Annotated in this window: 27 protein-coding genes and 1 tRNA gene; 20 read left to right on the top strand and 8 right to left on the bottom strand. The window is 35.7% G+C overall.

The genetic code is table 11. The features are described 5' to 3' along the window. Positions 1–2: 2 nt before the first annotated feature. The 4 genes from DN389_RS16870 to DN389_RS16855 all read left to right on the top strand — a co-directional run bounded on the left by DN389_RS16870 (position 3) and on the right by DN389_RS16855 (position 3,153). Positions 3–881 carry a YitT family protein gene (locus DN389_RS16870; protein ID WP_000435955.1) on the top strand — a complete coding sequence of 293 codons (879 nt, stop codon included), beginning with the start codon at positions 3–5 and terminating at the stop codon, positions 879–881. A gap of 241 nt (positions 882–1,122) precedes the next feature. Continuing rightward, on the top strand, positions 1,123–1,893 hold the full coding sequence (locus DN389_RS16865) for a metal ABC transporter ATP-binding protein (RefSeq protein WP_001059648.1): 771 nt from the start codon (positions 1,123–1,125) through the stop codon (positions 1,891–1,893). Further along, the gene (locus DN389_RS16860; RefSeq protein WP_000613823.1) at positions 1,893–2,726 is read left to right on the top strand and encodes a metal ABC transporter permease; all 834 of its coding nucleotides are present in this window, start codon (positions 1,893–1,895) and stop codon (positions 2,724–2,726) included. The genes DN389_RS16865 and DN389_RS16860 overlap by 1 nt, the downstream gene beginning before the upstream one ends. Positions 2,727–2,739: 13 nt before the next feature. Further along, positions 2,740–3,153: a Fur family transcriptional regulator gene (locus DN389_RS16855; protein ID WP_001054512.1), complete on the top strand. Its 414-nt coding sequence runs from the start codon at positions 2,740–2,742 to the stop codon at positions 3,151–3,153. Positions 3,154–3,232: 79 nt separating this feature from the next. Here DN389_RS16855 and ispG read toward each other — a convergent pair whose 3' ends face one another. From ispG to DN389_RS16840, 3 genes are all read right to left on the bottom strand, one after another. Beyond that, complete coding sequence (gene ispG, locus DN389_RS16850; RefSeq protein ID WP_131934101.1) at positions 3,233–4,348, bottom strand: flavodoxin-dependent (E)-4-hydroxy-3-methylbut-2-enyl-diphosphate synthase; 1,116 nt, start codon at positions 4,346–4,348, stop codon at positions 3,233–3,235. A gap of 164 nt (positions 4,349–4,512) precedes the next feature. Beyond that, positions 4,513–4,878: a protein YqfZ gene (yqfZ, locus tag DN389_RS16845; RefSeq protein ID WP_000825418.1), complete on the bottom strand. Its 366-nt coding sequence runs from the start codon at positions 4,876–4,878 to the stop codon at positions 4,513–4,515. Positions 4,879–4,949: 71 nt separating this feature from the next. Continuing rightward, entirely contained in the window at positions 4,950–5,708 is a 759-nt protein-coding gene (locus DN389_RS16840) for a DUF1189 domain-containing protein (protein WP_088123410.1), read from the bottom strand. Between the two features lie 242 nt (positions 5,709–5,950). Between DN389_RS16840 and DN389_RS16835 the strand changes: the two genes are divergently transcribed. From DN389_RS16835 to glcK, 14 genes are all read left to right on the top strand, one after another. Next, a tRNA-Ile gene (locus DN389_RS16835) sits at positions 5,951–6,024 on the top strand. Positions 6,025–6,245: 221 nt separating this feature from the next. After that, positions 6,246–6,857, top strand: coding sequence for a superoxide dismutase [Mn] (gene sodA / locus DN389_RS16830; RefSeq protein ID WP_001052034.1), 612 nt, complete (start codon positions 6,246–6,248; stop codon positions 6,855–6,857). A gap of 116 nt (positions 6,858–6,973) precedes the next feature. Beyond that, entirely contained in the window at positions 6,974–8,251 is a 1,278-nt protein-coding gene (locus tag DN389_RS16825; protein ID WP_000871369.1) for an MFS transporter, read from the top strand. 109 nt (positions 8,252–8,360) lie between these two features. Then, entirely contained in the window at positions 8,361–10,487 is a 2,127-nt protein-coding gene (locus DN389_RS16820) for a peptidoglycan D,D-transpeptidase FtsI family protein (RefSeq protein ID WP_149237381.1), read from the top strand. A gap of 330 nt (positions 10,488–10,817) precedes the next feature. Beyond that, positions 10,818–11,735: a phosphate ABC transporter substrate-binding protein PhoX gene (gene phoX, locus DN389_RS16815; RefSeq protein WP_000871256.1), complete on the top strand. Its 918-nt coding sequence runs from the start codon at positions 10,818–10,820 to the stop codon at positions 11,733–11,735. Between the two features lie 27 nt (positions 11,736–11,762). Continuing rightward, positions 11,763–12,713 carry a phosphate ABC transporter permease subunit PstC gene (pstC, locus tag DN389_RS16810; RefSeq protein WP_098189906.1) on the top strand — a complete coding sequence of 317 codons (951 nt, stop codon included), beginning with the start codon at positions 11,763–11,765 and terminating at the stop codon, positions 12,711–12,713. Position 12,714: 1 nt separating this feature from the next. Continuing rightward, positions 12,715–13,581: a phosphate ABC transporter permease PstA gene (pstA, locus tag DN389_RS16805; protein ID WP_060488268.1), complete on the top strand. Its 867-nt coding sequence runs from the start codon at positions 12,715–12,717 to the stop codon at positions 13,579–13,581. A 28-nt stretch (positions 13,582–13,609) separates the two neighbouring features. After that, the gene (gene pstB, locus DN389_RS16800) at positions 13,610–14,425 is read left to right on the top strand and encodes a phosphate ABC transporter ATP-binding protein (RefSeq protein ID WP_088123406.1); all 816 of its coding nucleotides are present in this window, start codon (positions 13,610–13,612) and stop codon (positions 14,423–14,425) included. A gap of 165 nt (positions 14,426–14,590) precedes the next feature. Continuing rightward, entirely contained in the window at positions 14,591–15,247 is a 657-nt protein-coding gene (gene phoU, locus DN389_RS16795) for a phosphate signaling complex protein PhoU (protein ID WP_088082409.1), read from the top strand. Positions 15,248–15,625: 378 nt separating this feature from the next. Further along, a complete protein-coding gene (locus DN389_RS16790) occupies positions 15,626–17,980 on the top strand; it encodes a sugar phosphate nucleotidyltransferase (RefSeq protein ID WP_088608151.1) in 2,355 nt (784 codons plus the stop codon). A 68-nt stretch (positions 17,981–18,048) separates the two neighbouring features. Then, positions 18,049–18,198, top strand: coding sequence for a 50S ribosomal protein L33 (rpmG, locus tag DN389_RS16785; RefSeq protein ID WP_001265616.1), 150 nt, complete (start codon positions 18,049–18,051; stop codon positions 18,196–18,198). Between the two features lie 104 nt (positions 18,199–18,302). Then, positions 18,303–18,881, top strand: a complete 579-nt coding sequence (locus DN389_RS16780; protein ID WP_088123404.1) for a 5-formyltetrahydrofolate cyclo-ligase — start codon at positions 18,303–18,305, stop codon at positions 18,879–18,881. A gap of 103 nt (positions 18,882–18,984) precedes the next feature. After that, complete coding sequence (locus tag DN389_RS16775) at positions 18,985–19,185, top strand: YqgQ family protein (RefSeq protein WP_149237379.1); 201 nt, start codon at positions 18,985–18,987, stop codon at positions 19,183–19,185. A gap of 19 nt (positions 19,186–19,204) precedes the next feature. Continuing rightward, positions 19,205–20,188, top strand: coding sequence for a glucokinase (gene glcK / locus DN389_RS16770; RefSeq protein WP_149237377.1), 984 nt, complete (start codon positions 19,205–19,207; stop codon positions 20,186–20,188). 80 nt (positions 20,189–20,268) lie between these two features. Here glcK and DN389_RS16765 read toward each other — a convergent pair whose 3' ends face one another. Beyond that, positions 20,269–20,442, bottom strand: coding sequence for a DUF2759 domain-containing protein (locus DN389_RS16765; RefSeq protein WP_000524847.1), 174 nt, complete (start codon positions 20,440–20,442; stop codon positions 20,269–20,271). Between the two features lie 170 nt (positions 20,443–20,612). On the opposite strand from DN389_RS16765, the gene DN389_RS16760 reads away from it, so the two are divergent. Together DN389_RS16760 and DN389_RS16755 are read left to right on the top strand one after the other, a co-directional pair. Continuing rightward, positions 20,613–21,242: an MBL fold metallo-hydrolase gene (locus DN389_RS16760; protein ID WP_000871245.1), complete on the top strand. Its 630-nt coding sequence runs from the start codon at positions 20,613–20,615 to the stop codon at positions 21,240–21,242. A gap of 9 nt (positions 21,243–21,251) precedes the next feature. Continuing rightward, entirely contained in the window at positions 21,252–22,364 is a 1,113-nt protein-coding gene (locus DN389_RS16755; RefSeq protein ID WP_088123403.1) for a class I SAM-dependent methyltransferase, read from the top strand. Between the two features lie 152 nt (positions 22,365–22,516). Here DN389_RS16755 and DN389_RS16750 read toward each other — a convergent pair whose 3' ends face one another. The 4 genes from DN389_RS16750 to metI all read right to left on the bottom strand — a co-directional run bounded on the left by DN389_RS16750 (position 22,517) and on the right by metI (position 26,187). Then, entirely contained in the window at positions 22,517–22,807 is a 291-nt protein-coding gene (locus DN389_RS16750) for an ArsR/SmtB family transcription factor (RefSeq protein ID WP_000894375.1), read from the bottom strand. A gap of 433 nt (positions 22,808–23,240) precedes the next feature. Further along, positions 23,241–23,753, bottom strand: a complete 513-nt coding sequence (locus DN389_RS16745; RefSeq protein WP_000379163.1) for a cysteine hydrolase family protein — start codon at positions 23,751–23,753, stop codon at positions 23,241–23,243. 161 nt (positions 23,754–23,914) lie between these two features. Beyond that, a complete protein-coding gene (gene metC / locus DN389_RS16740; RefSeq protein ID WP_098189909.1) occupies positions 23,915–25,078 on the bottom strand; it encodes a cystathionine beta-lyase in 1,164 nt (387 codons plus the stop codon). Next, positions 25,075–26,187 (bottom strand): cystathionine gamma-synthase/O-acetylhomoserine thiolyase, encoded by a 1,113-nt coding sequence (gene metI / locus DN389_RS16735; protein ID WP_000103901.1) that lies wholly within the window; start codon positions 26,185–26,187, stop codon positions 25,075–25,077. The genes metC and metI overlap by 4 nt, the downstream gene beginning before the upstream one ends. Between the last annotated feature and the right edge of the window lie 217 nt (positions 26,188–26,404).

The raw sequence follows: 26,404 nt of genomic DNA, 5'->3' as shown, positions 1-26,404 counted from the left end.
TTATGGAACAAAAGCAACACCGAAAAGAAAGTGTTATCCATCTTATTTATCGTTTAGTTATGATTATTTTTGGGGCAGCATGCGCAGCGGTAGCGATTGAACTATTTTTAATGCCAAATAAAATTATTGATGGTGGAATTATTGGTATTTCTCTTATATTAGATTATCTTACTCCTAATATTTGGTGGTTAAGTTTCTCTACTTTAGTCGTTATTCTCAATATCCCATTTATGTATTCAGGTTATAAGCAAATCGGAAAAACGTTCATGTTATCTTCGGCGTTCGGTATTGTTGCTTTAGCGTTTATTGAATCAACGTTACATGCGGTTCCGCCATTTACAACAGAGCCGATTTTAGCAACAGTGTTTGGTGGTCTTATTTTAGGTATTGGTGTAGGGCTCGTTATTCGCCATGGTGGATCAATGGACGGAACAGAAATTATGGGTATTTTATTAACGAAGAAATTACCTTTCTCTGTTGGCGAATTTGTAATGTTTGTGAACTTATTCATTTTTGCATGGGCAGCATTTGTATTTGGTGTTGAACAAGCTATGTATTCTGTTATGACGTACTATATCGCATTCAAAACAATTGATACAGTCATTCAAGGGTTAGATGAAACGAAAGCAGTTTTAATTGTATCAGATCAATATGAGGAAGTATCAAATGCGATTTTGCATCGTCTTGGTCGTGGAACTACAAAGCTTGTAGCGAAAGGCGGTTACACGGATAAAGAAAAAGAAGTTATTTATGCAGTTGTAACGCGTCTGGAAGTGACGAAGTTAAAATCAATTGTGTATGAAATTGATGCGAATGCGTTTGTTACGATTATGAATACACAAGAGACAAATGGTGGCAAGTTTAAATCGGCTATCCACTAGAAAATTTATCCAGTAAAAGCCCTCGCCAATCGTTAGGGGATGGCCTCATCTGATTAAGGTTTCATTTTATAGGAATATTTTTCGGAAGCAGAGAATTTTTCTCTGCTTTTTGTTATAATAGTAAGGTTTCTTAAAAAAATTGATATATTTTAGGCAGATTGGTTTACAACTATAATAAGCTGTACTATAATTCAAATAGATATAAATCGGAATCATTCTGAATTAAAATAGGTGAGATGCTATGAATAATATATTAGAAATAGAAGGATTGTCATTTCGATATGAAGATCGAAATGTGTTAGAAGATATTAATTTGCAAGTTCCGAAGGGAGCTTTTTTAGGTTTAGTTGGGCCAAATGGTTCTGGGAAATCAACTTTGCTAAAATGTTTATTAGGCGTTTTAAAGCCAAAACAGGGAAGTATTCGTTTGTTTGGTGTTGACAGTAAGAAGTTTAAAGAATGGAACAAAGTTGGTTATGTGTCGCAAAAGGCAAATAGCTTTAATTCTGGTTTTCCGGCCACTGTTTTTGAAGTTGTATCAATGGGACTCGTTTCGAAAAAAGGGCTGTTTCGCTTTTTCACGAAAAACGATAAGGAAAAGGTAGAAAAAGCGATTGCTGATGTAGGGATGAGTGCGTTTCAAGGGCGCAATATCGGAGAACTTTCTGGTGGACAACAACAGCGTGTATTTATTGCTCGTGCGCTCGTTAGTGATCCTGAATTACTTATTTTGGACGAGCCTACTGTTGGAATCGATGTGAAGAATGTAGAAAGTTTTTATGAGATATTAGAGGATTTAAACAAAAGGTTAGGAATCACATTAATTCTCGTTACTCATGATATGGGAGCTGTTACTGAGAAGGTAACACATGTTGCATGCTTAAACCAACATCTACATTTCCATGGAAATGTAGAGAAGTTCCGAGAGTTAGAAGATGCAGAAATGTCCGTCTTATATGGACATCATGTTCATCGTTTAGAACACGAGCATGAGCATCACGGGAGGATATAATGATACAAGATTTTTTACAATATGACTTTTTACGGAACTCTTTATATGCAGGGATTTTAATAGGACTTGTTGCGCCACTTATCGGTGTATTTGTTGTCATTCGCCGAATGTCGCTTATTGCGGATGCTTTAAGTCACGTGACATTATCGGGTATTGCTGCAAGTTTACTACTAGAAAAAACAATTTTCACAGGAGGATTTTTAAATCCGTTATATATGGGAATGATTTTTTCTATTGGTGGGGCGTTACTAATTGAAAAATTACGTACTGTATATAAACATTATCAAGAATTAGCAATTCCGATTATTCTTTCAGCAGGAATGGGGATTGGGGTTATTTTTATATCACTTGCAAATGGATTTAACACTGATTTATTTAGTTATTTATTTGGGAGTGTAAGTGCTGTAACAAGTACGGATTTAATAATCATCGGCATTGTAGCAATTGTTGTTATTGTAACGATTACTTTATTATACAAAGAGTTATTTTTACTATCGTTTGATGAGGAATATGCTGTATCAACCGGTTTGAGTGCAAAGTGGATTCACTTTATTTTCATTATATTGGTTGCTCTTGTTATTGCAGTATCAATGCGTGTAGTAGGGGTTCTTCTCGTATCATCATTAATGACGTTACCAGTTGCAGCAAGTATTCGTATTGCAAATGGATTTAAACAAACAATTTTCTTTTCCATTTTATTTGGTGAAATTGCAGTAATTGGTGGAATGTTTGCTTCATATCAACTTGATCTAGCACCAGGTGGTACAATTGTTATGATAGCAGTTCTTATTTTAATTGGTGCGATTTTATGGAAAAAGAAAAAAACTGCATAAAGTAGGGATAGATATGAATCTAACAGAAGCTTTACGCCTAATGAAAGATAAAGGATACAAACATACTGGGAAAAGGGAAGAAATGCTCAGGTTATTTGCAGCTCACAATCGTTATTTAACGGCGAAAGACGTTTTAGAGCATATGAAGGATGATTATCCAGGTCTTAGCTTTGATACGATTTATCGTAACTTAACGGTGTTTGCTGAAATCGGTGTTTTAGAACAAACGGAATTAAATGGTGAAAAACATTTTCGTTTTACATGTTCTATTATGGAACATCATCATCATTTTATTTGTTTAGATTGCGGGGGGACGAAAGAGATTACTTCCTGCCCGATGGATTTTATGAATAAAGATTTTAACGGTTATGAAGTAACCGGGCATAAGTTTGAAATATACGGCCGTTGTCCAAAATGTGCAAAATAAGAACTCGTCGGTTACATAACTGACGAGCTTTTTTACGTAAAAAAGAAGGTTGCCCACAAATATTGTGGCAACCTTCTTTTTATTGTTCTTGTGTTTCTTTTTCTTTTTCTTTTTCTTTTTCTCGTTCAGCAGCCATTTCAGCAGCAATTACATCGATTTCTTTTTTCAGTTCTTCTACCATTATTTCTTCTGGTACTTTACGAACAACTTGCCCTTTACGGAATAATAATCCTTCTCCACGTGCACCGGCAATACCGATATCAGCTTCACGAGCTTCACCAGGACCGTTTACAGCGCAACCAAGTACTGCAACTTTAATTGGTACTTTTAGTGTAGAGATGTATTCTTCCACCTCGTTAGCGATGCTAATTAAATCAATTTCAATACGACCACAAGTTGGACAAGAAATAAGTGTTGCTGCATTAGATGCAAGACCGAATGACTTTAATAGTTCACGCGCAACTTTTACTTCTTCAACTGGGTCAGCACTTAATGAAATACGTAGTGTATTTCCGATGCCTTTATTTAAGATTGCGCCAAGACCAGCGGCACTTTTTACAGTTCCGGCAAATAATGTTCCGGATTCTGTAATACCTAAATGTAATGGGTAATCAAAAGCACGAGCAGCTTTTTCGTATGCTTCAATTGCTAAGTTAACATCAGAGGCTTTCATAGATACGATAATATCGTGGAAATCTAAGTCCTCTAAAATTTTAATATGATGTAGGGCACTCTCAACCATACCATCTGCAGTTGGGTATCCGTACTTTTCTAAAATGTGACGTTCTAATGAACCTGCGTTTACACCGATACGAATTGGAATACCGCGTTCTTTTGCCGCATTTACAACAGCTTCTACTTTATGGCGACGACCAATGTTACCTGGATTGATACGTACTTTATCAATGCCGCCTTCAATTGCTTTTAAAGCAAGACGATAATCAAAATGAATATCAGCAACAAGTGGAATGTTGATTTGTTTTTTAATATCAGCAATAGCATTTGCTGCGCGTTCGTCTGGAACAGCAACACGGACAACTTGACAGCCAGCTTCTTCTAAACGTTTAATTTCAGCAACTGTTGCTTCAACATCATGTGTTTTTGTTGTTGTCATACTTTGTATAATTAATTCATTATTACCGCCAATTGTTAAATTACCGACTTTAACTGGACGTGTTTTTGTACGATGAGTCATTTCATTCACGAATAGATCGCTCTCCTTATAAAAGAAGTTTCTTATTTAGTCCCTCATATCAATGAAAGTATACGTGATACAGGGCTATAGAAACCGAAGTGCTCGGTTTCACTTTTACTATTGTATCAGCGCCTTTATGTAATTGACAAGGATTAAGTGATTGCTCATTGATATAACGGGAATTTATAAGACTTTCCAATTTGTATTTTTGTAGCAGATGTACTTTTGTTTAGTTGTTTAAAGTCATCAATTACCTTTTCAATGGAAGGGATTTTTTTCTTATTAATTTGTTCGGTAATAGAAAGAACTGTCTCACCTGTCTTGACTTCAATTGTTTTATAAGTTACATCTGTTTCTTTTTCTGCTTTGTTCTCTTTATTTTGTTTTGTATCTGTATTTTCTTGCTTTATCGTTTGGGCCGCGGTTGTTTTTTTATATGAACTTAACATCGGTAAAGTGCCGATTTTTATATCGTAATAAAATATATAACCAAGAACAAGCACGAATAAGAATATACCTAATCTTTTCATATTCTTCACTCCTTTGCTAGGAATATATGCTTGTCCAAAAAAAAAATGCCTATTTAGGCATTTTTTCGTTTTTATTTTTCTTTCGGTTTTGGAACTTCTTTAATCGTTAAGTAAAGAACAATTAAAACAACTGCGATATAAATAAATGTTGAACCAGGTACAACGATTTTGAATAGATCCATAATCATAAAGAAGATTGTTGGGATTGTGTAGCTGTATGCAGTTAACGTCCATACTTGCTTATAAGATAATTTACGTTGACCACTCATAGCAGAACCTATAAACGCAAGTAAAGTAATTCCTAAGAAAGTAATAAACAATTGGAATAGGTATACTAACACGCCGATAACGGCTAGTAAAATTGGATAAATACTATCGAATACAGAAATGAAATCTTGTAAATCTTTCTTCTCAAGAGATGTCCCTAATAAATCATTATAGGAGTATGTTTGTGTTTGACCATTTCCTATAGAAACTACTTTATCTTTTAAAATAAATAAACCAGTTTTGTTTTTATATGTTTCTATATCTGTTGTATTGGGATCAAATACGAAAAGAGCATCTCCTTCTTCCTTTTGAATAGGTTGTTCAATAGCTGCTTTTAGTTCACCGTTTTCGATTTTAAAATCAGGTAAATCTTTTTCAATCGCTTGATTTACCATGCTGACACTATCTTGGATAAAGCTGCCGTAAAAGAATGTTCTTGGAATAGTAGTGATTAGACAAAGTAGCATAATATACAAAATGGTTTTTCCGATTTTTTGAAAACGGAATAGCGCCATATCTTTAGGCGAATATACGCTTTTTGCTAATTGGGTAAATATGGACATAGATTCACTTCCTTTATGTATGTATAAAATCATTGTAACGTAGGAATCTAGAGAATCTCAAGATATATTATATTTACATATAGTGGAGATAACTAAATTTCTTTTTATTAATTTTCTTCTTTTATATGAGAAAAATACAATTGACACTTTTCTTTGCCATATGGTAAATTTATCTTACATTTCTTAAAGGATATATCCGATAGGAATTCCTTTATTTGATATGTTGTTACACACACAATTGTGGACCCTTAGCTCAGCTGGTTAGAGCAGACGGCTCATAACCGTCCGGTCGTAGGTTCGAGTCCTACAGGGTCCATATCCATTTCGCATGTTTATTATGTCAGTGGGAAGCTTCCTTGTAGAAGGGAGCTTTTTTTACGGAATATATGAGCATTTTAATTGAAAAGAAGTGGGATTTTTGCTACGTTAATGATAGCAAGACAATGTGATTTATTTGTTTGCACCCTATGGCAATTAGGGTAGAATGAAGTTGTATGTCACTTAAGTGGCAATACATAAACTGGGAGGAATATAACAATGGCAAAACACGAATTACCAAATTTACCTTATGCGTATGATGCTTTAGAGCCTCACTTTGACAAAGAAACAATGAACATCCATCATACAAAACATCATAACACTTACATTACAAACTTAAACGCTGCTTTAGAAGGTCATGCAGAATTAGCTGACAAAAGCGTAGAAGAATTAGTTGCAAACTTAAACGAAGTACCAGAAGCAATCCGTACAGCAGTACGTAACAATGGTGGCGGACATGCTAACCATACATTCTTCTGGACAATCTTATCTCCAAACGGCGGCGGACAACCAGTAGGCGAACTTGCAACTGCAATTGAAGCGAAATTCGGTAGCTTCGATGCATTCAAAGAAGAATTCGCAAAAGCTGGCGCAACTCGTTTCGGTTCTGGTTGGGCTTGGTTAGTAGTAAACAATGGTGAGTTAGAAGTAACAAGCACGCCAAACCAAGATTCTCCTCTAACTGAAGGTAAAACTCCAGTTGTAGGTTTAGATGTTTGGGAACATGCTTACTACTTAAATTACCAAAACCGTCGTCCTGACTACATCGGTGCATTCTGGAACGTTGTAGATTGGAACGCTGCTGAAAAACGTTACCAAGAAGCAAAATAATTGTAATAACGATAGAAAAAGCTAGGAGAATACTCCTAGCTTTTTTCTATGCTTTCCTTTTACATAATTGGGCTTGTCTTTGGAAGACTAGAACATGAAGTAAAGGAGAGTTGTGTATGAAGTGGAAACATATAATTGGTGACGTTGAAGTGAATCGGGATTTAGTGTTGTTGCTCCTTATTGGAGGTTTATACACGCTCGCAATTTCTTTATCGAATACGTTTGTTAACATTTATTTATGGAAACAGACACAAAATTATGTGAATCTTGGCTTGTATAATTTGGCCAGCGTTGTATTGCAGCCTCTCACATTTCTTATAGGTGGGAAATTAGCGAAGCGTATTGATCGCTCAATCTTGTTACGAATAGGCGTAGGCACGTTAGCTATTTTTTTTATCGTTGTTTTAGTAGCGGGAAAAAGCGCTTCTCACTATATTTTATTAATGGGGGCTCTTTTAGGAGTCGGATATGGTTTTTACTGGCTCGCGTTTAACTTATTAACATTTGAGATTACAGAACCAGAAACAAGAGATTTCTTTAATGGGTTTCTTGGACTTCTTACATCCTTCTCTGGCATGATTGGACCGATAGCAGCTGGATACACAATTTCACGTATGGAAAAATGGAGTGGCTATACGGTCATATTCTTTCTTTCGTTAGTGTTATTTGCAATTGCTGTTATTTTAAGCTTTTTTGTATCTAAGAGAGAATGTGAAGGACGGTATGAAATTGTACAAGTATTGAAAGAGCGGCAGATTGATAAAAATTGGGGAAGAATTACACGTGCTCATTTTTTCCAAGGGTTGAGAGAGGGAACGTTTATTTTTGTGATTTCCGTGTACGTGTATTTAGCGACGGATAGCGAACTCGCCTTAGGAAAATATAGCTTAGTAAATTCTGCTGTATCATTTGTATGTTACTACTTAGTCACTCGTATGTTAAAGAAAGAGTGGCGGAAAAAAGCAATTTTACTTGGAGGCATTATTTTATATGCTGTCGTATTTTTAGTTATATTCAACGTTACATACGCAAAATTACTTATTTATGCAGCGTGTATTGCAGTTGCATACCCTATTTTGCTTGTTCCGTACGGGTCCATGACATATGATGTAATTGGCAGAGCGAAAAATGCGAGAGAGTGGCGTGTAGAGTATGTAGTTGTCCGAGAATTATGGTTAAATGCAGGAAGAATTTGCTCGATTTTAAGTTTTTTATGCGCTGTACTATTCTTTCCGCCCGAAAAAAGTTTACCTTACTTATTATGTATTTTAGGTGCAGGACATTTTCTTATTTATTTTGCAGTTAAAAATGTCAAATATGATGAGGGAAATGCAAGTAAAACAAGTGTTGTAACGCAAGCAAATGCGCAGAATCAAACAGAACCAGAAGGTTAACTTCTCGGTTGTTTTATGCTAGAATAGAAAAAGATGTAAGACAGCAGTGAGGACACCTGTATGAAGGTGTCCCTTTCACATTACATAGCTGTTGGTAGAGGGGGTTTGTATGAGCAAGAAGCAGAAACAACAAAAGAAAAAGACTCACGTTCCTTTTCGGTTAAACGTGCTGTTTTTCTGCGTGTTTTTAATGTTCTCCGCGGTTATTGTAAGGCTAGGATATGTACAAATTGTTCGCGGTGAGGAATATAAGAATGAAGTGGAGAGGAAAGAGAACTCGACGATAAGTAATCCTGTACCACGTGGGAAAATATTTGACCGTTATGGGCGAGCTGTAGTAGATAATGCAGCTGTACGTACGATTACATTTACAAAAATGAAAGGATCAACTGCAGAGGCTCGCTTAGAAACAGCGAAAAAGCTAGCAGATTTGATTGAAGTACCGACAGATAAATTAACAGATCGTGATAAAAAAGATTATTGGCTTGCTATGCATAAAGAGGAAGCGAAAGAAAAAATTACGAATAAAGATCGTCAAGAGTTAAAAGATAAAAAAATTGACGATAAAGAATTAGATGAGCGTCAACGAAACCGCGTGACAGAAGAAGAAGTGAATCAATTATCTGCAAAAGATTTAGAAATACTAGCAATTAAAAGCAAAATGGACGGCGGATATGCAATGACACCACAAGTCATTAAGAAGGATGCCACAGAAAAAGAATATGCGATTATTAGTGAAACATTAGCGGAATTGCCAGGAGTAGATACGAGTGTCGATTGGGAACGAAAATATGCATATGATGGTGATTTATTCCGAAGTGTACTTGGTGGGGTGTCAACGTCTGATGAAGGTTTACCGAGAGAAAGACTAGATTACTATCTTGTTCGTGATTATAATCGAAATGAACGAGTAGGAAAAAGTTATCTTGAACAGCAATATGAAGATAGTTTGCACGGTACGAAAGCGGAAGTGAAAAATATTACAGATAAAAATGGTAATATTTTAGAAACGATTAATGTATCAAAAGGGCAAAGTGGTAATGATCTGAATTTAACAATTGATATGGAATTACAAAAGCGTGTAGAAGAAATTATCACTAAAAGTTTATTGAAATATAAAGGTGGGCAACCACTTTTAGATCGTGCATTCGTTGTAATGATGAATCCGAAAAATGGTGAAGTTTTATCTATGGCAGGGAAACAGTTAGTGAATGAAAATGGTGAAACGAAAGTACAAGATTTCGCATTAGGAACGATGACAAGCTCTTATCCAATGGGATCGACTGTAAAAGGCGCGACAATACTTACTGGATATCAAACAGGCGCTATTCAACCAGGTTCGGTTCAACTTGATGAACCAATTGTATTAAAAGGACCGCTAAAAAAATCGTCTTGGAAGACGATGGGATATATTAATGACCTTACAGCGTTAAAAATGTCTTCAAACGTTTATATGTTTAAAACAGCGATGAATATTGCTGGTGTTCCCTATGTACGAGGCGGTACGTTAGATATAAAACAAAAATCATATGATACGATGCGTTACTATTTCGGTCAATTTGGACTTGGTGTAAAAACTGGCATTGATTTACCGAATGAAACGGCTGGACAAAGAGGTAGAACAGATCATATGCCAGGTTTCTTATTGGATTTATCAATTGGACAGTATGATACGTATACACCACTTCAATTAGCACAATATGTTTCAACAATTGCAAATGGTGGTTACCGTATGCAGCCGCAAGTTGTAAAAGAAATTCGTCAACCGGCAGTGAAACCAGATGAAGTTGGAAAAGTGGTTCATTCAATGGAACCGAAAGTACTAAACCGTGTAGATATGCCTGAATCACAAATTAAACGTGTTCAGGAAGGATTTAAGCAAGTGTTTAACAGTCCGGGTGGTACGGCTTTAAGCTATTTTTCGACTGCAAAATATACAGCTGCTGGTAAAACAGGTACAGCTCAAACTGTGTATGGCGGAGATAAAGAGATTGGTAGAAATGCAAAAGGTGAGCGCAAAGAGACATATAACTTAACGTTAGTAGGTTATGCGCCATTTGAAGACCCTGAAGTAGCATTTTCTGTTGTTGTACCTTGGGTAGATGATAAATCAGGTATTAATGGATATATTAGCCGTGACATTATGGACGCGTACTTTGATTTGAAAAAGGTAGAAAATGGCGAAGCTACAAAAGATGAAATAGATAAGAAAAATAAAGAGCAAGATGATGAATAAAAAAGTTGTAAAAAAAGCACACTATCTGAAAAGATAGTGTGCTTTTTTTTATGGTTCATGCATACGTTTTAATAAAATGGACAAGCGTATCATAGCGGAAAATTAAGGGGCCTCATAAATGATACTTATGCATCTTTCTGGAGGATAACGGTTTTATGGACCAATCATCAGTGAAGATGAACAATGGCTACGGATTAGAATTTCACCTAATGTTGATTCTTGTGGAACTTTACAAAACTTTTACAAACAATTAAAACCGAATTAATAGTTTAGCAGTATTCTTATATCTGTAATCCTGTTATTTCCGGTTACTTCTAGGAGGAAGAACACGTGAAATGGATAAGTGCATCGATTAAAGTTTTCATATTGTCGACATGTTTCTTTTATGTTGGCACGTCTACTGCATTTGCTGTGAATGAAATGGGAGAAGTGAGAGTTGATGGATCCTCAACAGTTTTTCCTATTATAGAAGCGGTAGCGGAGGAATATACAAAGGTGCATCCAAACGTGAAAATTTCCATCAGTGTTTCTGGAACAGGAGGAGGATTTAATCGTTTCAGTAAAGGAGAAGTAGATATAAATAATGCTTCGAGAGCAATGAAACAAGTGGAAGAAAATGAGATGAAAAAAAACTCCATTCAGTTTACACCGTTTGAAGTCGCTTACGATGGCCTTACGATCGTTGTGAGTCGCCAAAATACTTGGGTAGACAATATGACGGTAGACGAGTTACGTCTATTATGGAGTGAAGATGGAAGCGAAAAGCGATGGTCACAAATTCATTCATCATGGCCACGTGAACAGGTGAAGTTTTATGCGCCAGGTGTAGACTCTGGTACGTATGATTATTTTCAAAATGTCATCTTACAAAATAGTCGCATTGTAAAAAAAGTCTCTTTGTCTGAAGATGATCAAGTTATTATGCAAGGGGTAATGAATGATAAAAATGCCATTGCTTTTGTAGGATATGCTTATTATATGGCCAATCGAGATAAGGTGAGAGCAATAAAAGTGAATGGTGTACTTCCGACAAAAGATACCATTCAATCAGGTAAGTATAAGCCATTATCTAGGCCGTTATTTGCTTATGTAAATGATGCATCTATCCGAAATAAAATGAATGTAGCAAATTATATTGAGTTTATGATTCAGCATGTAGGTAATCTTGCTGAAGAGGTTGGATATGTAAAATTACCAAAAGAAAAATACAATGAACAGCTGCGGATGTTAACAGAAATAAAAAGGTAATGTCAGGGTGGAAAGGGGTTTTCATCTTTGGCTCATAATGACAAAAGTCAAATTACATTTTCTGTACAACATTTGATTGAAAGAAATACAAAACAAAGAAAAAAAACGCAGCGAATCAATCGAATCGTTCCATTATTACTAAAAATAATTGCTAGCGTGTCTATTGTAACGACACTTGGAATTATTTTTACATTGGCAAATGAAACATTGATGTTTTTTCAAAAAATACCATTACTCTCCTTTTTGACGGGAAAAGAATGGTTACCTTTTTTTGAAGATCCTAAATTCGGTATATTACCACTTATATGTGGAACGTTCCTTGTAACAGCAATTGCCATGTTCGTAGCAATTCCTATCGGTTTAGCGTGTGCCGTATTTTTAAGCGAATATGCTTCAAACGGTGCAAGGAAAGTGTTAAAACCGATGTTAGAACTATTAGCAGGTATTCCGACAATTGTATATGGTTTTTTTGCATTAACAGTTGTCACACCGCTTTTACAACGGATTATACCAGATTTACAGTTTTTTAATGCGATCAGTCCAGGTATTGTTATTGGTTTTATGATGATACCTACAATTGCGTCTCTATCTGAAGACGCGATGAGAGCTTTAGCGAAAGGGACGAAAGAAGCTTCGTTAGCACTTGGAGCAACTCGGTTTGAGATGGTAAAACAAGTCGTGTTTCCTTCGGCTTTTACAGGGATTATGGCAGCGATCATATTAGCTGCTTCCAGAGCAATTGGTGAAACGATGATCGTTGTAATTGCAGCGGGATCTACACCGAATGTATCGCTCGATCCGACACACTCTATTCAAACGCTAACAGCCTATATTGTGCAAGTGAGCTTAGGTGATGCTCCGCATGGAACAATTACGTATTACAGCATGTACGCTGTAGGCGCAACGTTATTCTTTTTTACTCTTATAATGAACATCATTTCACACTCTATTATGCGCCGCTTTAGGAGGGTGACATAATATGCGAATGTTGAATCATAAAAAAATACAAGAAAATATGGCATCACGCTTTTTAAAAGACCGAGTTTACAAATTGTTATTTTATATAGCAATTTTGTTTTCAATAGTAATACTGCTTATTTTACTTTTTCAAATTTTTGAAAAAGGTATAAGTTACCTTTCGTTAGATTTCTTTACAAACTTCGCTTCGCGTAATCCGAAAGAAGCTGGGATTGCTGCAGCTTTGTCAGGAACAATATTATTTATGAGTATTGTTATACCGGTCTCCTTTATATTTGGAGTCGGAACTGCTCTTTATTTAGAGCAATATGCGAAGGAATCTATATTTAAAAAGGTAATAGAAATTAATAATCAAACGTTAGCAGGAGTACCTTCCGTTGTATTTGGATTACTCGGCTTAACTATTTTTGTATATGCTCTTCATTTAGGTGAGAGTATTATTGCGGCGGCACTGACGATGAGTTTACTCGTTTTACCGACAGTTGTTGTAGCGAGTCAAGAAGCGATACGATCTGTATCAAGTTCATTATTAGAAGCCTCTTACGGATTAGGTGCTACGAAGTGGCAAACGATGTATCAAATTGTATTGCCATCTGCTTTCCCAGGAATTATAACGGGTTGTACGTTAGCGATATCAAGGGCGATCGGAGAAGCGGCACCGCTATTAGTTATCGGGGCACTTGCATTTGCAAATTATGTTCCATTTAGTATGTTTGATAGATTTACAGTTTTACCAATTCAAATTTTTAATTGGATGAGTAGACCGCAAGAAGAATTTCAGTACGTAGCAGCTGCTGGGATGATTGTTTTGTTAGGTTTATTACTCTTTATCAATATATTTGTCCTATGGTTACGAAATCGAAAATAAGTTGGAAATGGATGAAAGGGGAATTCAAATGGTAGCAACAGTAGTAAATGTACAGGTGAAAAACGAGGAGAAAATCGAGACTGCACTAAAGAAAGTAGTATTTGATACGAAAAACTTAAATTTATGGTACGGAGAAGACCATGCTTTAAAAGATATTAACTTAAGCATTCATGAGAATGAAGTTACAGCAATTATCGGGCCAAGTGGTTGTGGTAAATCAACGTACTTAAAAACATTAAATCGTATGGTAGAGTTAGTACCAATCGTGCGAACTACAGGTGTAATTGAATACAGAGAGCGCAATATATTTGAAAAATCATACCCAGTTGAAGAATTAAGAACTCATGTGGGAATGGTGTTCCAAAAGCCAAACCCATTTCCGAAATCTATTTATGAAAATGTAGCATATGGCCCGAAAATTCATGGTATTCGTGATAAAAAAACATTGGATGAAATTGTTGAAAAAAGTTTACGTGGAGCAGCGATTTGGGATGAGTTAAAAGATCGTTTGCATGATAATGCATACGGTTTATCTGGTGGACAGCAACAGCGTCTATGTATCGCACGTTGTTTAGCAATTGAACCAGACGTTATTTTAATGGATGAGCCAACATCGGCACTAGATCCAATTTCAACATTAAAAGTAGAAGAATTAATTCAAGAGTTAAAGAAAGACTTTAGTATTGTGATCGTAACGCATAACATGCAACAAGCAGCACGTATTTCAGACAAAACTGCTTTCTTCTTAAGTGGAGAAGTTGTGGAATATACAGATACAAATAAATTATTTACGACACCTTCAGATAAGCGTACAGAAGACTATATTACAGGCCGATTCGGTTGATATCGTTGCAAGGCTAAGAGCAAATACCCTCTTAACAGAGGGTATTTCTTATTTTTACCTCATTTAATTAGAGAAGTAATACTTCTCCTATCTTAAGGCTTATTACAAGTAGGCTAGGTAGGAGATCTATATATAATGGCACATAATATTGAGGGGGAAGAAACAATGGTAAGAGAACAGTTTCAATGTGATTTAAAAATGTTACAGCTAAAGGTGATTGAGCTTGGAGAGCTAGCGAGGGAAGCATTATTGCTTGCTATGGAAGGTCTTCATAAAAGGGATGTAGAGAAAGCGTTAGAGGTAATAGATGGTGATTATCGTATGGATAATTTAGAAGAGGAAATAAATGATCTTGCGCTTATGCTTATTACGAAGCAGCAACCTGTAGCAAGTGATTTAAGAAGGATTTTCATTTCAATTAAAACAGCGACAGATTTAGAGCGTATTGCAGATCATGCTGTTAATATTGCGAAATCAACAATTCGTCTTGGGGAAAAAGAGGTGGTTGTGAGTTTGCACAATCTTGATGAAATGTTTGCAATTGCAAATAAGATGCTACAGTTAGCGCTAGAAGCATATGAGCAAGAAAATTTAACTTTTGCGAAACAAATTGCCGAAATGGATGATTCAGTTGATGAAATATATGGGAAAGCGATTCGTGAATTTATATCTTCAGTTCCAGAACAACCAGAAGCAATTACACAAATTACACAATTATCCTTTGTGGCGAGATATATCGAGCGTGTAGCAGATCATATTACAAATATTGCTGAAAATGTTTTTTATTTAGTAAAAGGAAAGCATTACTTATTAAATGAATAAAGAAAAAGGCAGGTGAAACATCACCTGCTTTTTTTAGTCAAAACATGACAAAAAAAGCTCGTTGTTTCCTTTAGTTTATGATGATAAGATGTATCATAATATAATGGAAAAAATAGGACATATATGTTTTTCACTTATTAAGGGATATTTTACTAAGTTAATGGTAAGCGCTTTCTTTTGTGGTGTTGAAAAGGTACATGTATATAGACAGTTTTACCGCCTGTAAAAGCCCGAGTGGCCAGGGCTAATAATCAGTGGGAGATGCACAAAATCCCTACTAATTAAAGTTTCATTTTATACTGCTAGTTAATGCGGGGTAGATAATATACATATCGTATATGAAGTTACTGATCATTATATAAGTGGAGGCTGAAGTATATGAAGGGGGTTATTTTAGCTGGAGGAAAAGGACGACGCCTTAGACCATTAACATGTAATACTCCAAAGCCGATGTTACCGTTATTAGAAAAGCCAGTTTTGGAATACAATATTGAATTATTACGTCAGCATGGGATTCGTGAAATTGCAATTACTGTTCAGTATATGAGTACGGCCATTAAGCAATATTTTGGAGACGGTAGCAAATGGGGAGTTAACTTGTACTACTTTGAAGATTCTCCCCCGCTTGGAACCGCAGGGAGTATTAAACAAGCGGAAACATTTTTAGATGAAACGTTTGTTGTGATAAGCGGGGATGCGTTAACTGATTTTCAATTATCAGAAGGAATTACGTTTCATGAACAAAAGAAAAGAATGGTAACTATGTTTGTAAAGGAAGTAGAAAACCCACTCTCATTCGGTTTAGTTGTAATGAACAAAGAACAAGAGGTTACACGATATATAGAAAAACCGAGCTGGAATGAAGTAGTCTCTAATATTGTGAATACAGGTATATATATTATGGAGCCAGAAATTTTTTCTTACATACCGCCCCGAGAGTTTTTTGATTTCAGTCAAGATGTGTTTCCGCTCTTGGCAAATAAGAACGCGTTATTTGCATATTTGTCAGAAGGTTATTGGTTAGATATCGGTACATTTGATCAATATCGACAAGCACAATTTGATTTGTTAACGAAAAAATTGCAAGTACCTATTCCTTACACGGAAGTATTGCCGATGGTATGGATGGGGGAAGGTGTGACGATTGGAAAAGGAACGAAAATTCACGGTCCTTCTTTTATTGGAGAAGGAGCAAAGATTGGTGTTGGAGCTGTAATTGAGCCATACTCTATTATCGGGAAAAATAGTGTTGTTTCAAGTTATTCTCATCTTCAAAAAAGTATTGTTTTTGCAAATGCGCACATTGGTCAGTATTGCGAGCTATTAGAAACGACCATAGGAGAGCATACAATGGTGGAAGATGACGTTACACTGTTTCAAAAAAGCATTGTAGCGGATCATTGTCATATAGGGAAAAGTACGGTAATTAAGCAAAAGGGAAAACTATGGCCATATAAGGCGATTGACAGCTATTCAGTAGTAGGATCGGCTGGTGTTCAAGAAAGTGAAAAGAGTGCAGGATGGTTGCAAAAAAGCCGCATTGTAGGAAGAGGTAATGTTGAAATCACTCCTCAATTTATTGTGAAGGTTGCGATGGCGTATGGATCTCTTTTTGCCAAAGGAGAAAGTATATTAATTGGGAGTCAAGAACATATAGAAACGACTTCTTATAAAAATCTCTTTCTTCATGCGATTCATGGTATCGGGATTCATACGATGGAATGCAAAGAAATAAACGAGTCACTTTTTCAGTATAGCATTCAGGATTTACAATGTGCAGGTGGGGTTTTCATTCAAGTGGAAAACGAAAAAGAGGTTGTTATAAAGTTATATGGTAAGGAGGGGGTACAATTAACGTATAAGCAGCAAAAAGCGATAGAACAAGTATATATGTCTGAGTCGTTTTATTACGTATGTGAGAAAGAAATGGGGCGGAATAAGCTAGTCCACGTTTCTTTACATGATTATATAGAGGCTGTATTAGAGCGCGTTGATATTGAGAAAATACAAAAACAAAAGTTTCATCTTCTTATTAATAAGAGGAATGATATGTTACAACATTTATTGATGCTCTTTTTACAAAGGCTCGGATGCACAGTTACATGGATTTATGCGGGCGAACAAAAGGATCATGTGAAAGCTTTGATGAAATCAAGCAAAGCAAATATGGCACTTATGTTTTCAGAGCAAGGAAATTATTTCGAGTTATATGATAATCATAGTAATATTTACCAAGGAACAGATTTTGAAGAGGTAGATATTCCAGATTTATTACTTGAATCAGCAGGAAATATTTACCCGATGTCTTTGAAATTAGGCGAATGTTACCTTCTATTTTATACGCAGGATGAAAAAAAGTCGTTTCAAGCGAGATGGAAGCGAGATATTTTATATCGAATTGGAAAATTATTCGAGTTAATAGCATTGCAGGGGAAAACATTTCTCAGCATAGTAGAGCAATCACCGCCGCTTTATCTACTTTGTGATGAAGTTGTATGTTCATGGAATGAAAAAGGAAAAGTAATGAGGAAATTATTGGCTGATATGGAAAGAAAGGAAGAAGGTATATTTGAAGGAGTACAGTTCAGATATACCGAAAAAGAGTGGTCTTATATCGTTTCTGACACAAAACAACCGAAATTTTTAGTGTATTCGCATGCCAGAAACCCAGTAATAGCAAGGGAAAACATGAAAAATCTTATAGAAAAAATTAGACAATATCAAAAGGTGTAGAATTTTTATTTTAAAAGTGGTATTATAGTATAGTCTGATTTAAGTTATTAGTACTGGAGGGAATAAGAATGCGTGTGAATATTACTCTAGCATGTACAGAATGCGGAGATCGTAACTATATCTCAAAGAAAAACAAACGTAACAACGCTGAGCGTATCGAGCTTAAAAAGTATTGCAAGCGTGACAAGAAGTCTACGTTACACCGTGAAACAAAGTAAGCAGTAGGAATATTTTCCTACTGTTTCTTTTTTTATTCGATTCCTCTGTTAAAAGTGATACACTATCATCGTAGAGAAAAGTATCACTGTGAGGGGGAAAGTGTGTGAGAGAAGAGAAAGTACGTTTACGTAAACAAATAATAGAGCACATGAATTCTTTATCAGAAGAACGGTATACAACTTTATCAGAGCAAATTGCATTTTCGTTGTATGCGCAAAAAGAGTGGGTTGAAGCTAAAACAGTTGGAATCACTCTCTCAATGGAAAATGAAGTGAATACATATGCTATTATCGAAAAAGCTTGGGAAGAAGGAAAGAAAGTTGTTGTTCCAAAGTGTAATAAAGAAACACGAACAATGTCTTTCCGGCAAATTAGTAATTTTGATCAATTAGAAATAGTGTATATGAATTTACGTGAACCAATTCCAGCGCGTACGGAAGAAGTGAATGCAGATGACATTGATCTTCAAATCGTGCCAGGTGTAGCTTATACAGAGCGAGGAGAACGGATTGGATATGGCGGTGGGTATTATGATCGTTATCTCTTGCATTATAAAGGGAAAACGCTATCATTAGCTTATAGTTTTCAAATAGTAGAACATATTCCAGTAGAGCCGTTTGATAAAAACGTAGAAAAAATTATTACAGAAAAAGGAACAATGGTTAAAAATGGGCTTGTATAGACAAATAAAAATTGACGAGACTTTTTCTTCTTGATTATAATAAAATATGTGAACGTTTTCTTATTATAATTTTTTATAGTAAGTGAGCATAGAGGGTGATAAAATGGTATCTATTTATGATATTCAGCAATTGCTAAAGAAATTTGGTACGATTATTTATACGGGTGATCGAATTGCAGATTTACAATTAATGCAAGATGAATTGCGTGAATTAAATCAATCACGGTTAATCGATCCACAAGACTATCAAACAGCTTTATTTTTATTGAAGCAAGAAATTCAAAAAGAGCTAAATAAGAATTAGATAAAGGTAGGTAAGCAACATGGAAGAGAAATGGTTAGTTGGGGTTGACCTTGGTGGTACAACAATTAAATTAGCATTTATTAATATGTACGGTGAAATTTTACATAAGTGGGAAATCCCTACGAATACAAATGAGCAAGGAAAACATATTACGCTTGATGTAGCGAAAGCTATTGATAAAAAGTTAGAAGAGTTAGGTGAATTGAAAAGCAAGTTAATCGGTATTGGTATGGGAGCTCCTGGTCCTGTACACGTGGCGTCTGGAATGATTTATGAAGCGGTCAATTTAGGATGGAAAAACTATCCGTTAAAAGATTTATTAGAAGTAGAAACAGGATTACCTGTTGTTATTGATAATGATGCAAACTTAGCGGCGCTTGGTGAAATGTGGAAAGGTGCTGGTGAAGGAGCAAAAGATTTAATCTGTATGACACTTGGCACTGGTGTTGGTGGTGGTGTAATCGCCAATGGTGAGATTGTACACGGCGTAAGCGGAGCTGCTGGTGAGATTGGACATATTACAGTAGTTACAGAGAATGCTTTCCCATGTAATTGCGGGAAGTCTGGTTGCTTAGAAACTGTAGCATCTGCAACGGGTATTGTGCGTGTTGCTATGCAAAAAATACAAGAGACTAATAAAGAGAGTGTTCTACGTTCTATGTTAGCAGAAGAAGGGCGTATTACATCAAAAGATGTGTTTGAAGCACTTGGACAAGGTGACGAGCTAGCAGGCGAAGTAGTAGAAAAAGTAGCTTCTTATTTAGGGTTAGCTGTAGCGAACCTTGCTAGTACGTTGAACCCAGAGAAAATTGTTATTGGCGGGGGCGTGTCTAAAGCTGGAGATGCACTATTAGACCCAATTCAACGTTATTTCGAGCAATATGCTTTCTCACGTGCTGTAAAGAGCACAAAGTTAGCGATTGCAATACTTGGTAATGATGCAGGTGTTATCGGAGGAGCTTGGCTTGTAAAAAAGCACAAATACGAAGCGAAGATGGTATAAGTTGTGAAATATGAAAAGAGGAAGGGGAAACCCTTCCTCTTTTTGTGTGAAATCTTGATGAAGAATAACATGTAAATGAATTAAGCTGCTGGTGGGTACCCGTTATATAGAACAGTCATGATCGTAAACCATCCGAAAACGAGTACAGTTGCAATTGCAAAGCCGCCCGCGAATAAGTTTTTTTCGCGAAGAGTTCTAAGCGTAGCGAATACAGCTAACAGAGTGACTAGCGCAAAAATAATAACAAGGCCCATACAATATCCTCCTCTGTCTACCCATTCCTCAATATGAGTTTTTAGAATATTAACTCTTTTATATTGTACATGTTTTAAAAATGATTGTCGAGATAGCATCCTTTCTTTTCCTAAGAGAAAAAAATGTTGTATCATTGAAAGTAAGTTTAATAATTGGAGGAGATTTTCATATGAAATGGATACAAATGCCGTTAGGCCCATTACAAACGAATGCTTATATTTTAACGAATGATCAAAATGAGTGTATTATCTTTGATCCTGGTCACGAAGGAGAGAAGCTCGTTACATATTTACAAGAAGAACAATTAAAGCCACTTGCTGTTTTATTAACACATGCTCATTTTGATCATATTGGTGCTGTTGACGCGGTAAGAGACGCTTTTCATATTCCTGTGTACGTACATAAAGAAGAAGCAGATTGGTTAGGCGATGCAACTGTAAATGGCTCTCAAATTTTTATGATGAATCGCAGTATTACAGCAAAACCAGCAGATCATATTATTAATGCAGAAGGTGCATTAGCAATTGGTTCATTTAATTTTGAGATTTTTGAGACGCCAGGACATTCTCCAGGCAGTATTTCTTATTATTGTAAAGAGGCGAATGCTGTATTTTCTGGTGATGTATTGTTCCAAATGAGCATCGGAAGAACAGATTTACCCGGTGGAAGTTTTGCTGAATTGATTGGAAGTATTGAAGAAAAATTATTTGTATTACCAGATGAAACAGCGGTGCTATGTGGACATGGTCCAGAAACAAGCATTGGTTTTGAAAAAGAAAATAATCCATTTTTACAGTAAGGAGCTAGTATGGAGATGGAGCTCATTTTAAAAGAATGGATGGAGAAAGAGAAGGATTATTCAATTTCATATAGTACGTATATGAACCTCGTATTGTACACAGAGGGACATGGCTATTATATGAAGGAACGTGAAAAAATTGGAAGACAAGGGGATTTTTTTACAAGTAGCAACGTATCCTCTGTTTTTGCAAAAACATTTGCTAAGTTTTTTATTCGTCTTGTTGAAAATGGTGAAGTTGCTCCGAATATTTGTGAGATTGGTGGGGGAACAGGAAGGTTTGCCTATGATGTTTTACAAGAGTGGAAGCAAGTATCTCCAAAAACCTTTATTGATTTAAACTATTCAATGATTGAAATGAGCCCTTTTCATAGAAACTTACAGCAGAAAAATCTTTGTTCGTTTTCTAATGTGTCGTATTATACGTCGCATAGTGAAATGGGAGAATCATTCGAAGGGATTCTTTTTTCGAATGAGTTATTTGATGCATTTCCTGTTGAAGTAATTGAGAAGAGAAATGGAATATTGTATGAAGTACGCGTTACGTACACAGAGGAAGGGAAACTCGCAGAAGTATGTAGACCGCTACAGAAAAATATTGGTCGATACTTATTGAAATATAATATTCATCTTGCTGAAGGTCAGCGTTTTGAAGTGCCACTTGCGATGGAAGAATATATAGTAGAAATTGCGAAATGGTTTCAACGAGGTGTATGTATTACCGTTGATTATGGATACACAAAAGAAGAATGGATGCATCCTGCACATCAAGAAGGAAGTTTACGAGGATATTACGAGCATAAGTTAATCCGTAATCCTTTAGAGCATCCAGGTGAAATGGATCTTACTACTCATATTCATTGGGACGAACTGAAAGAGATGTTTAGCCTGCAAGGCATGAATATAGTATGGCATAAGAAGCAATCTGAGTTTTTGTTAGCAGCAGGAATATTAGATCAGCTTACGGGTCACCAAGATCGAAATCCTTTTTCTGAAACTCAAAAACAAAATCGTGCAGTTCGTTCTATGATTTTGAGCGGAGGATTAGGGAGTGCATTTGATGTTGTGATACATACGAAACATATGCAACAGTTACACTTGGATCAGTATTTGAAAATATAAAAAAAACAAGACACAGCATATTTCTGTGTCTTGTTTTTTAATACGACTTTTTAATTATGTAGCATCATATATTTCCTCTCATGATATATATTTATATTAAAGATATGAGATAAAAAATATAAAATACGCCCTTTTTCTCTGTTTATGAGCTCTTAACCTAATAATACGCGAACGAGTTGAATAATTGTCTCGTTTTCCACTTTGTAATAAATTTCCAATCCTTTTCTTTCACTTGAAACGATTTTAGCACTTTTTAATTTTGCTAAATGCTGTGAAATTGTAGATTGTGGCATGTTTAAGCCAGTGTACATTGTAGAAACGTTGCTTGGACCACGTTCAATTAATCCTTTTACAATACATAAGCGAACAGGATGAGCAAGTACTTTCAATAATTCTGCATTGCTTTCATATAGTTCTATTTCTTTTTGAAAGGTTTCTAACATGTTCTTTTCCACCTCCGTGTGAGCTGTTATACCATACTATACATACCAAAAAATTAAAGAAAAGGAAACAGTTGTTGCAGAAAAAAAGTCCTAAAGTAAAGAAATTGTAAGAAAAGAGACCCTGATGTAAATAAAGTAGATAAATTTGCATGGTTTTGTAAAATGACATTTTTGGGCGAAAATTTCGATGCGTTTTAAAAATTGAAAGATATAGATATATTTGTAACACAATTTTATCATGATTTTCTTATTCTTTCAAATGAATATACAAAATTTTAAAAATAATAAGAAAAAGGAATTATAATGTTATATATAGAATATAAAACAGGTTAAAAGAAAGGAAGCTGAATATAGTCAGCTTCTTTATGGTGATAACAAAATATTTGAGTATAGCTGATAAATTTTAGAATTACCAAGACATTAGTTATATATTCTAGAGTTCATCTTTTATCAGCTTTAAAAATCTGCGGTTCCATATGTTCTCATAAAAATCAATTGTCTCTTTTGCGGACATAAATGGATTATTTAACGTAGAGGTTGCTTTCTGTACCATGAAGTTTTCGTATTCTAGTCCATGGGAAAATTTAATCGTAGCATCCATACAGTACTCTGTTTGGGCACCACAAAATTCAATACGGTGTACAGATAATTGTTCTAAAATCTCTTTCAAGTTTGTTTTATAAAATGAATTGGCATGTGTTTTTCTTACAAAAAAATCTTGTTCCTGAACATCTAGATCAGCATGAATAGCCCAAAGTTCTTTTTCGGGTACTAAATCATCGTCACAATGTTGAATAAAAATGATTGGTTTATTTGATTTTCTGTATGAAGAAATTCTTTTATTTACTTTTGTAAGTAAATTTTGTAAATCGAATAAATGCTCTTCGCTATAACATACTCCATTTTGTAAATCGATAACGATTAAAACATCTGCACAAGTATCCATTATTTTTGCCCTCTTTTTTACTTCTTAATATATCAATTAATTCATTATTTAGAAATAGATGGTGCTCTTTTGTTTTTTATGGACTATACGAAAAGTAAAAAATATACTTAACGGTATAAAAAAGAAGATATGAAAACTTAATTTCATATCTTCTGTTCGTTCTATGCATTTACAGGTTCTTCTACATAAGAAAGGGCATTTTCAAAATCGGATATTAAATCGTCAACATTTTCAAGGCCGACGGATAACCGAAGTAATGAATTAGAAATCCCTCTTTCATCACGAGCTTCTTGCGACAGTGCTGCATGTGACATTTTAGCTGGGTAGGAAAGAATCGATTCGACAGCTCCTAAACTAACTGCAAAGACAGGTAATTTTACTTTTGATAAAAATTGGCGGAGTGCGTCTTCTGATTGTAAAGTGAAAGATAGGACAGCTCCGGCTGATGTAGCTTGAGATTGTTGAATATCAAATCCAAGATGTGTTTGTAAGCCAGGATAATAGACATTTTTAACTTTAGCGTGCTCTTGTAAATAATGTGCAATTTTATTGGCGTTTGCAGCTGAATGCTCAAGACGTACATGCAATGTTTTTAGACCGCGAAGTACGAGAGAACAATCTTGAGGACCTAAAATAGCGCCGAATGCATTTTGTAAAAATCCAAGTTTTTGAGCGAGTTCGGCATCTTTTACAACCGCTAATCCGGCAGTAACATCACTATGACCGGCAATGAATTTTGTGGCACTATGAAGAACGACATCGGCGCCAAGATCAAGTGGTTTCTGGAATAGTGGTGTCAAAAATGTATTATCAACAAAAGTAAGGGCGTCAATAGATTTTGCAAGTTTAGAAACAGCACGAATATCTGTCACTTTTAAAAGTGGATTAGAGGGTGTTTCCACATAAAAGAGTTTTGTGTTTGGCTTAATGTTTTGCTTTATTTCTTCTATATTTGTCATATCAACAAATGTATGTGACACACCGTAACGGGAGAGCACTTCAGTTATAATTCGGTAAGTTCCTCCGTATACGTCTTCTGAAATGAGTACGTGATCGCCTTGTGAAAGAAGGAGGAATGCAGTAGAAATCGCTGCAATTCCTGATGCGAAGGCAAATCCCTTTGTTCCTCCTTCTAATAAAGCAATGATATCTTCAAGAGCTTCACGAGTTGGATTACCAGAGCGACTATAGTCATATTTTCCGAACGTATCTACATCAAACTGGTGGAATGTTGATGTATTATAGATGGGAACGTTAACAGCTCCTGTTTGCGAGTCATGTTTATATTGGTTGTGCAGTAAGAGTGTATCTATAGAATAACTCATATTCTTACACCTTCTTTTACAAGTTTAATGGCTTGCTTTAAGTCTTGAATTAAATCGTTACTATTTTCAATGCCAACGGAAAATCGCAGAAGACGATTACATACACCGTTTGCTGTTCTGATTTCTTCAGGAATATCAGCGTGTGTTTGCGTTGCTGGATACGTCATTAAACTTTCAACACCACCAAGACTTTCAGCAAATGTAATTAAGGATAAAGATTGTAAGAATGGATTAATCCATGTTTCATCTTTCAGACGAAATGAGATCATGCCGCCTCTTCCAGGATAAAATACATCTGTCACCCCGTCTTCATCATTTAAATAAGCAACAACTGCTTTTGCATTTTCTTCATGTTGTCTCATGCGAAGCGCTAACGTTTTCATACCACGAATTAATAGCCATGAGTCAAATGGACTTAAGACCGCACCAGAGGCATTATGATAATGAGCGATTTCCTCACAAAGTTCCTTTCCTTTTGCAACGACAAGTCCGCTTAGGACATCGTTATGTCCCCCTAAATATTTCGTTGCGCTATGAAGTACAATGTCGGCACCTTCTGTTAATGGCTGCTGTATATAAGGCGTATAGAATGTGTTGTCTACAATAAGAAGGAGTCCGTGTCTTTTCGCTACAGTTGCGACAGCGGCAATATCAGTAACTTGCATTAACGGATTAGTTGGAGTTTCTATGAAAATAGCTTTCGTTTCAGTTGTGATAGCTTGCTCAATTTGTTTAATAGATTGTGTATTTACGTATCTACATCGAACATTCCACTTTTTTTCGTGCTCAGAAAATAATCGATAAGTGCCCCCGTATAAATCTTCAGATACAATAAGTTCGTCTCCGGAACGGAATAGGGAAAGGACGAGGAGAACAGCTGCCATCCCTGAACTACAGGCATAACCTTGTTCACCGTACTCTAAATCTGCGATTGCCTGCTCTAAAAGACCGCGAGTTGGATTGCCAGTTCGTGAATAGTCAAAGCCAGTAGAGTTACCAATTCCTTCGTGACGATAAGCAGTTGAAAAATAAACAGGTGGGTTAACAGTTCCTGTTGTAGTTTCGCTCCGGTTTCCGATTTGTGCTAGTTTTGTTTCAATAGTTGACATGTGAAAATTCCTCCTTTTTAAATTAACAATTAAGTGAATGTAAAGTGAAACTTTAATCAGTGAAGGGGGCATCCCCCACTGATTATTAGCTCTCACCAATCGGGCTTTTACGGGCAGTCGATTCCCACCTAACTTCTTTGTTCTAGCTGAATTTTGAGTTGGGAATCTTACTGCCCTCAAATAGCGGGGTAAAATAAAAAAAGCCTTCTAAAGAAGA

The organism is Bacillus sp. AY3-1 (assembly GCF_008368785.1).
Classification (GTDB): Bacteria; Bacillota; Bacilli; order Bacillales; family Bacillaceae_G; genus Bacillus_A; species Bacillus_A wiedmannii.
Note: the sequence above shows the minus strand (reverse complement) of the source record. Positions and strands in the feature narration are given on the sequence as shown.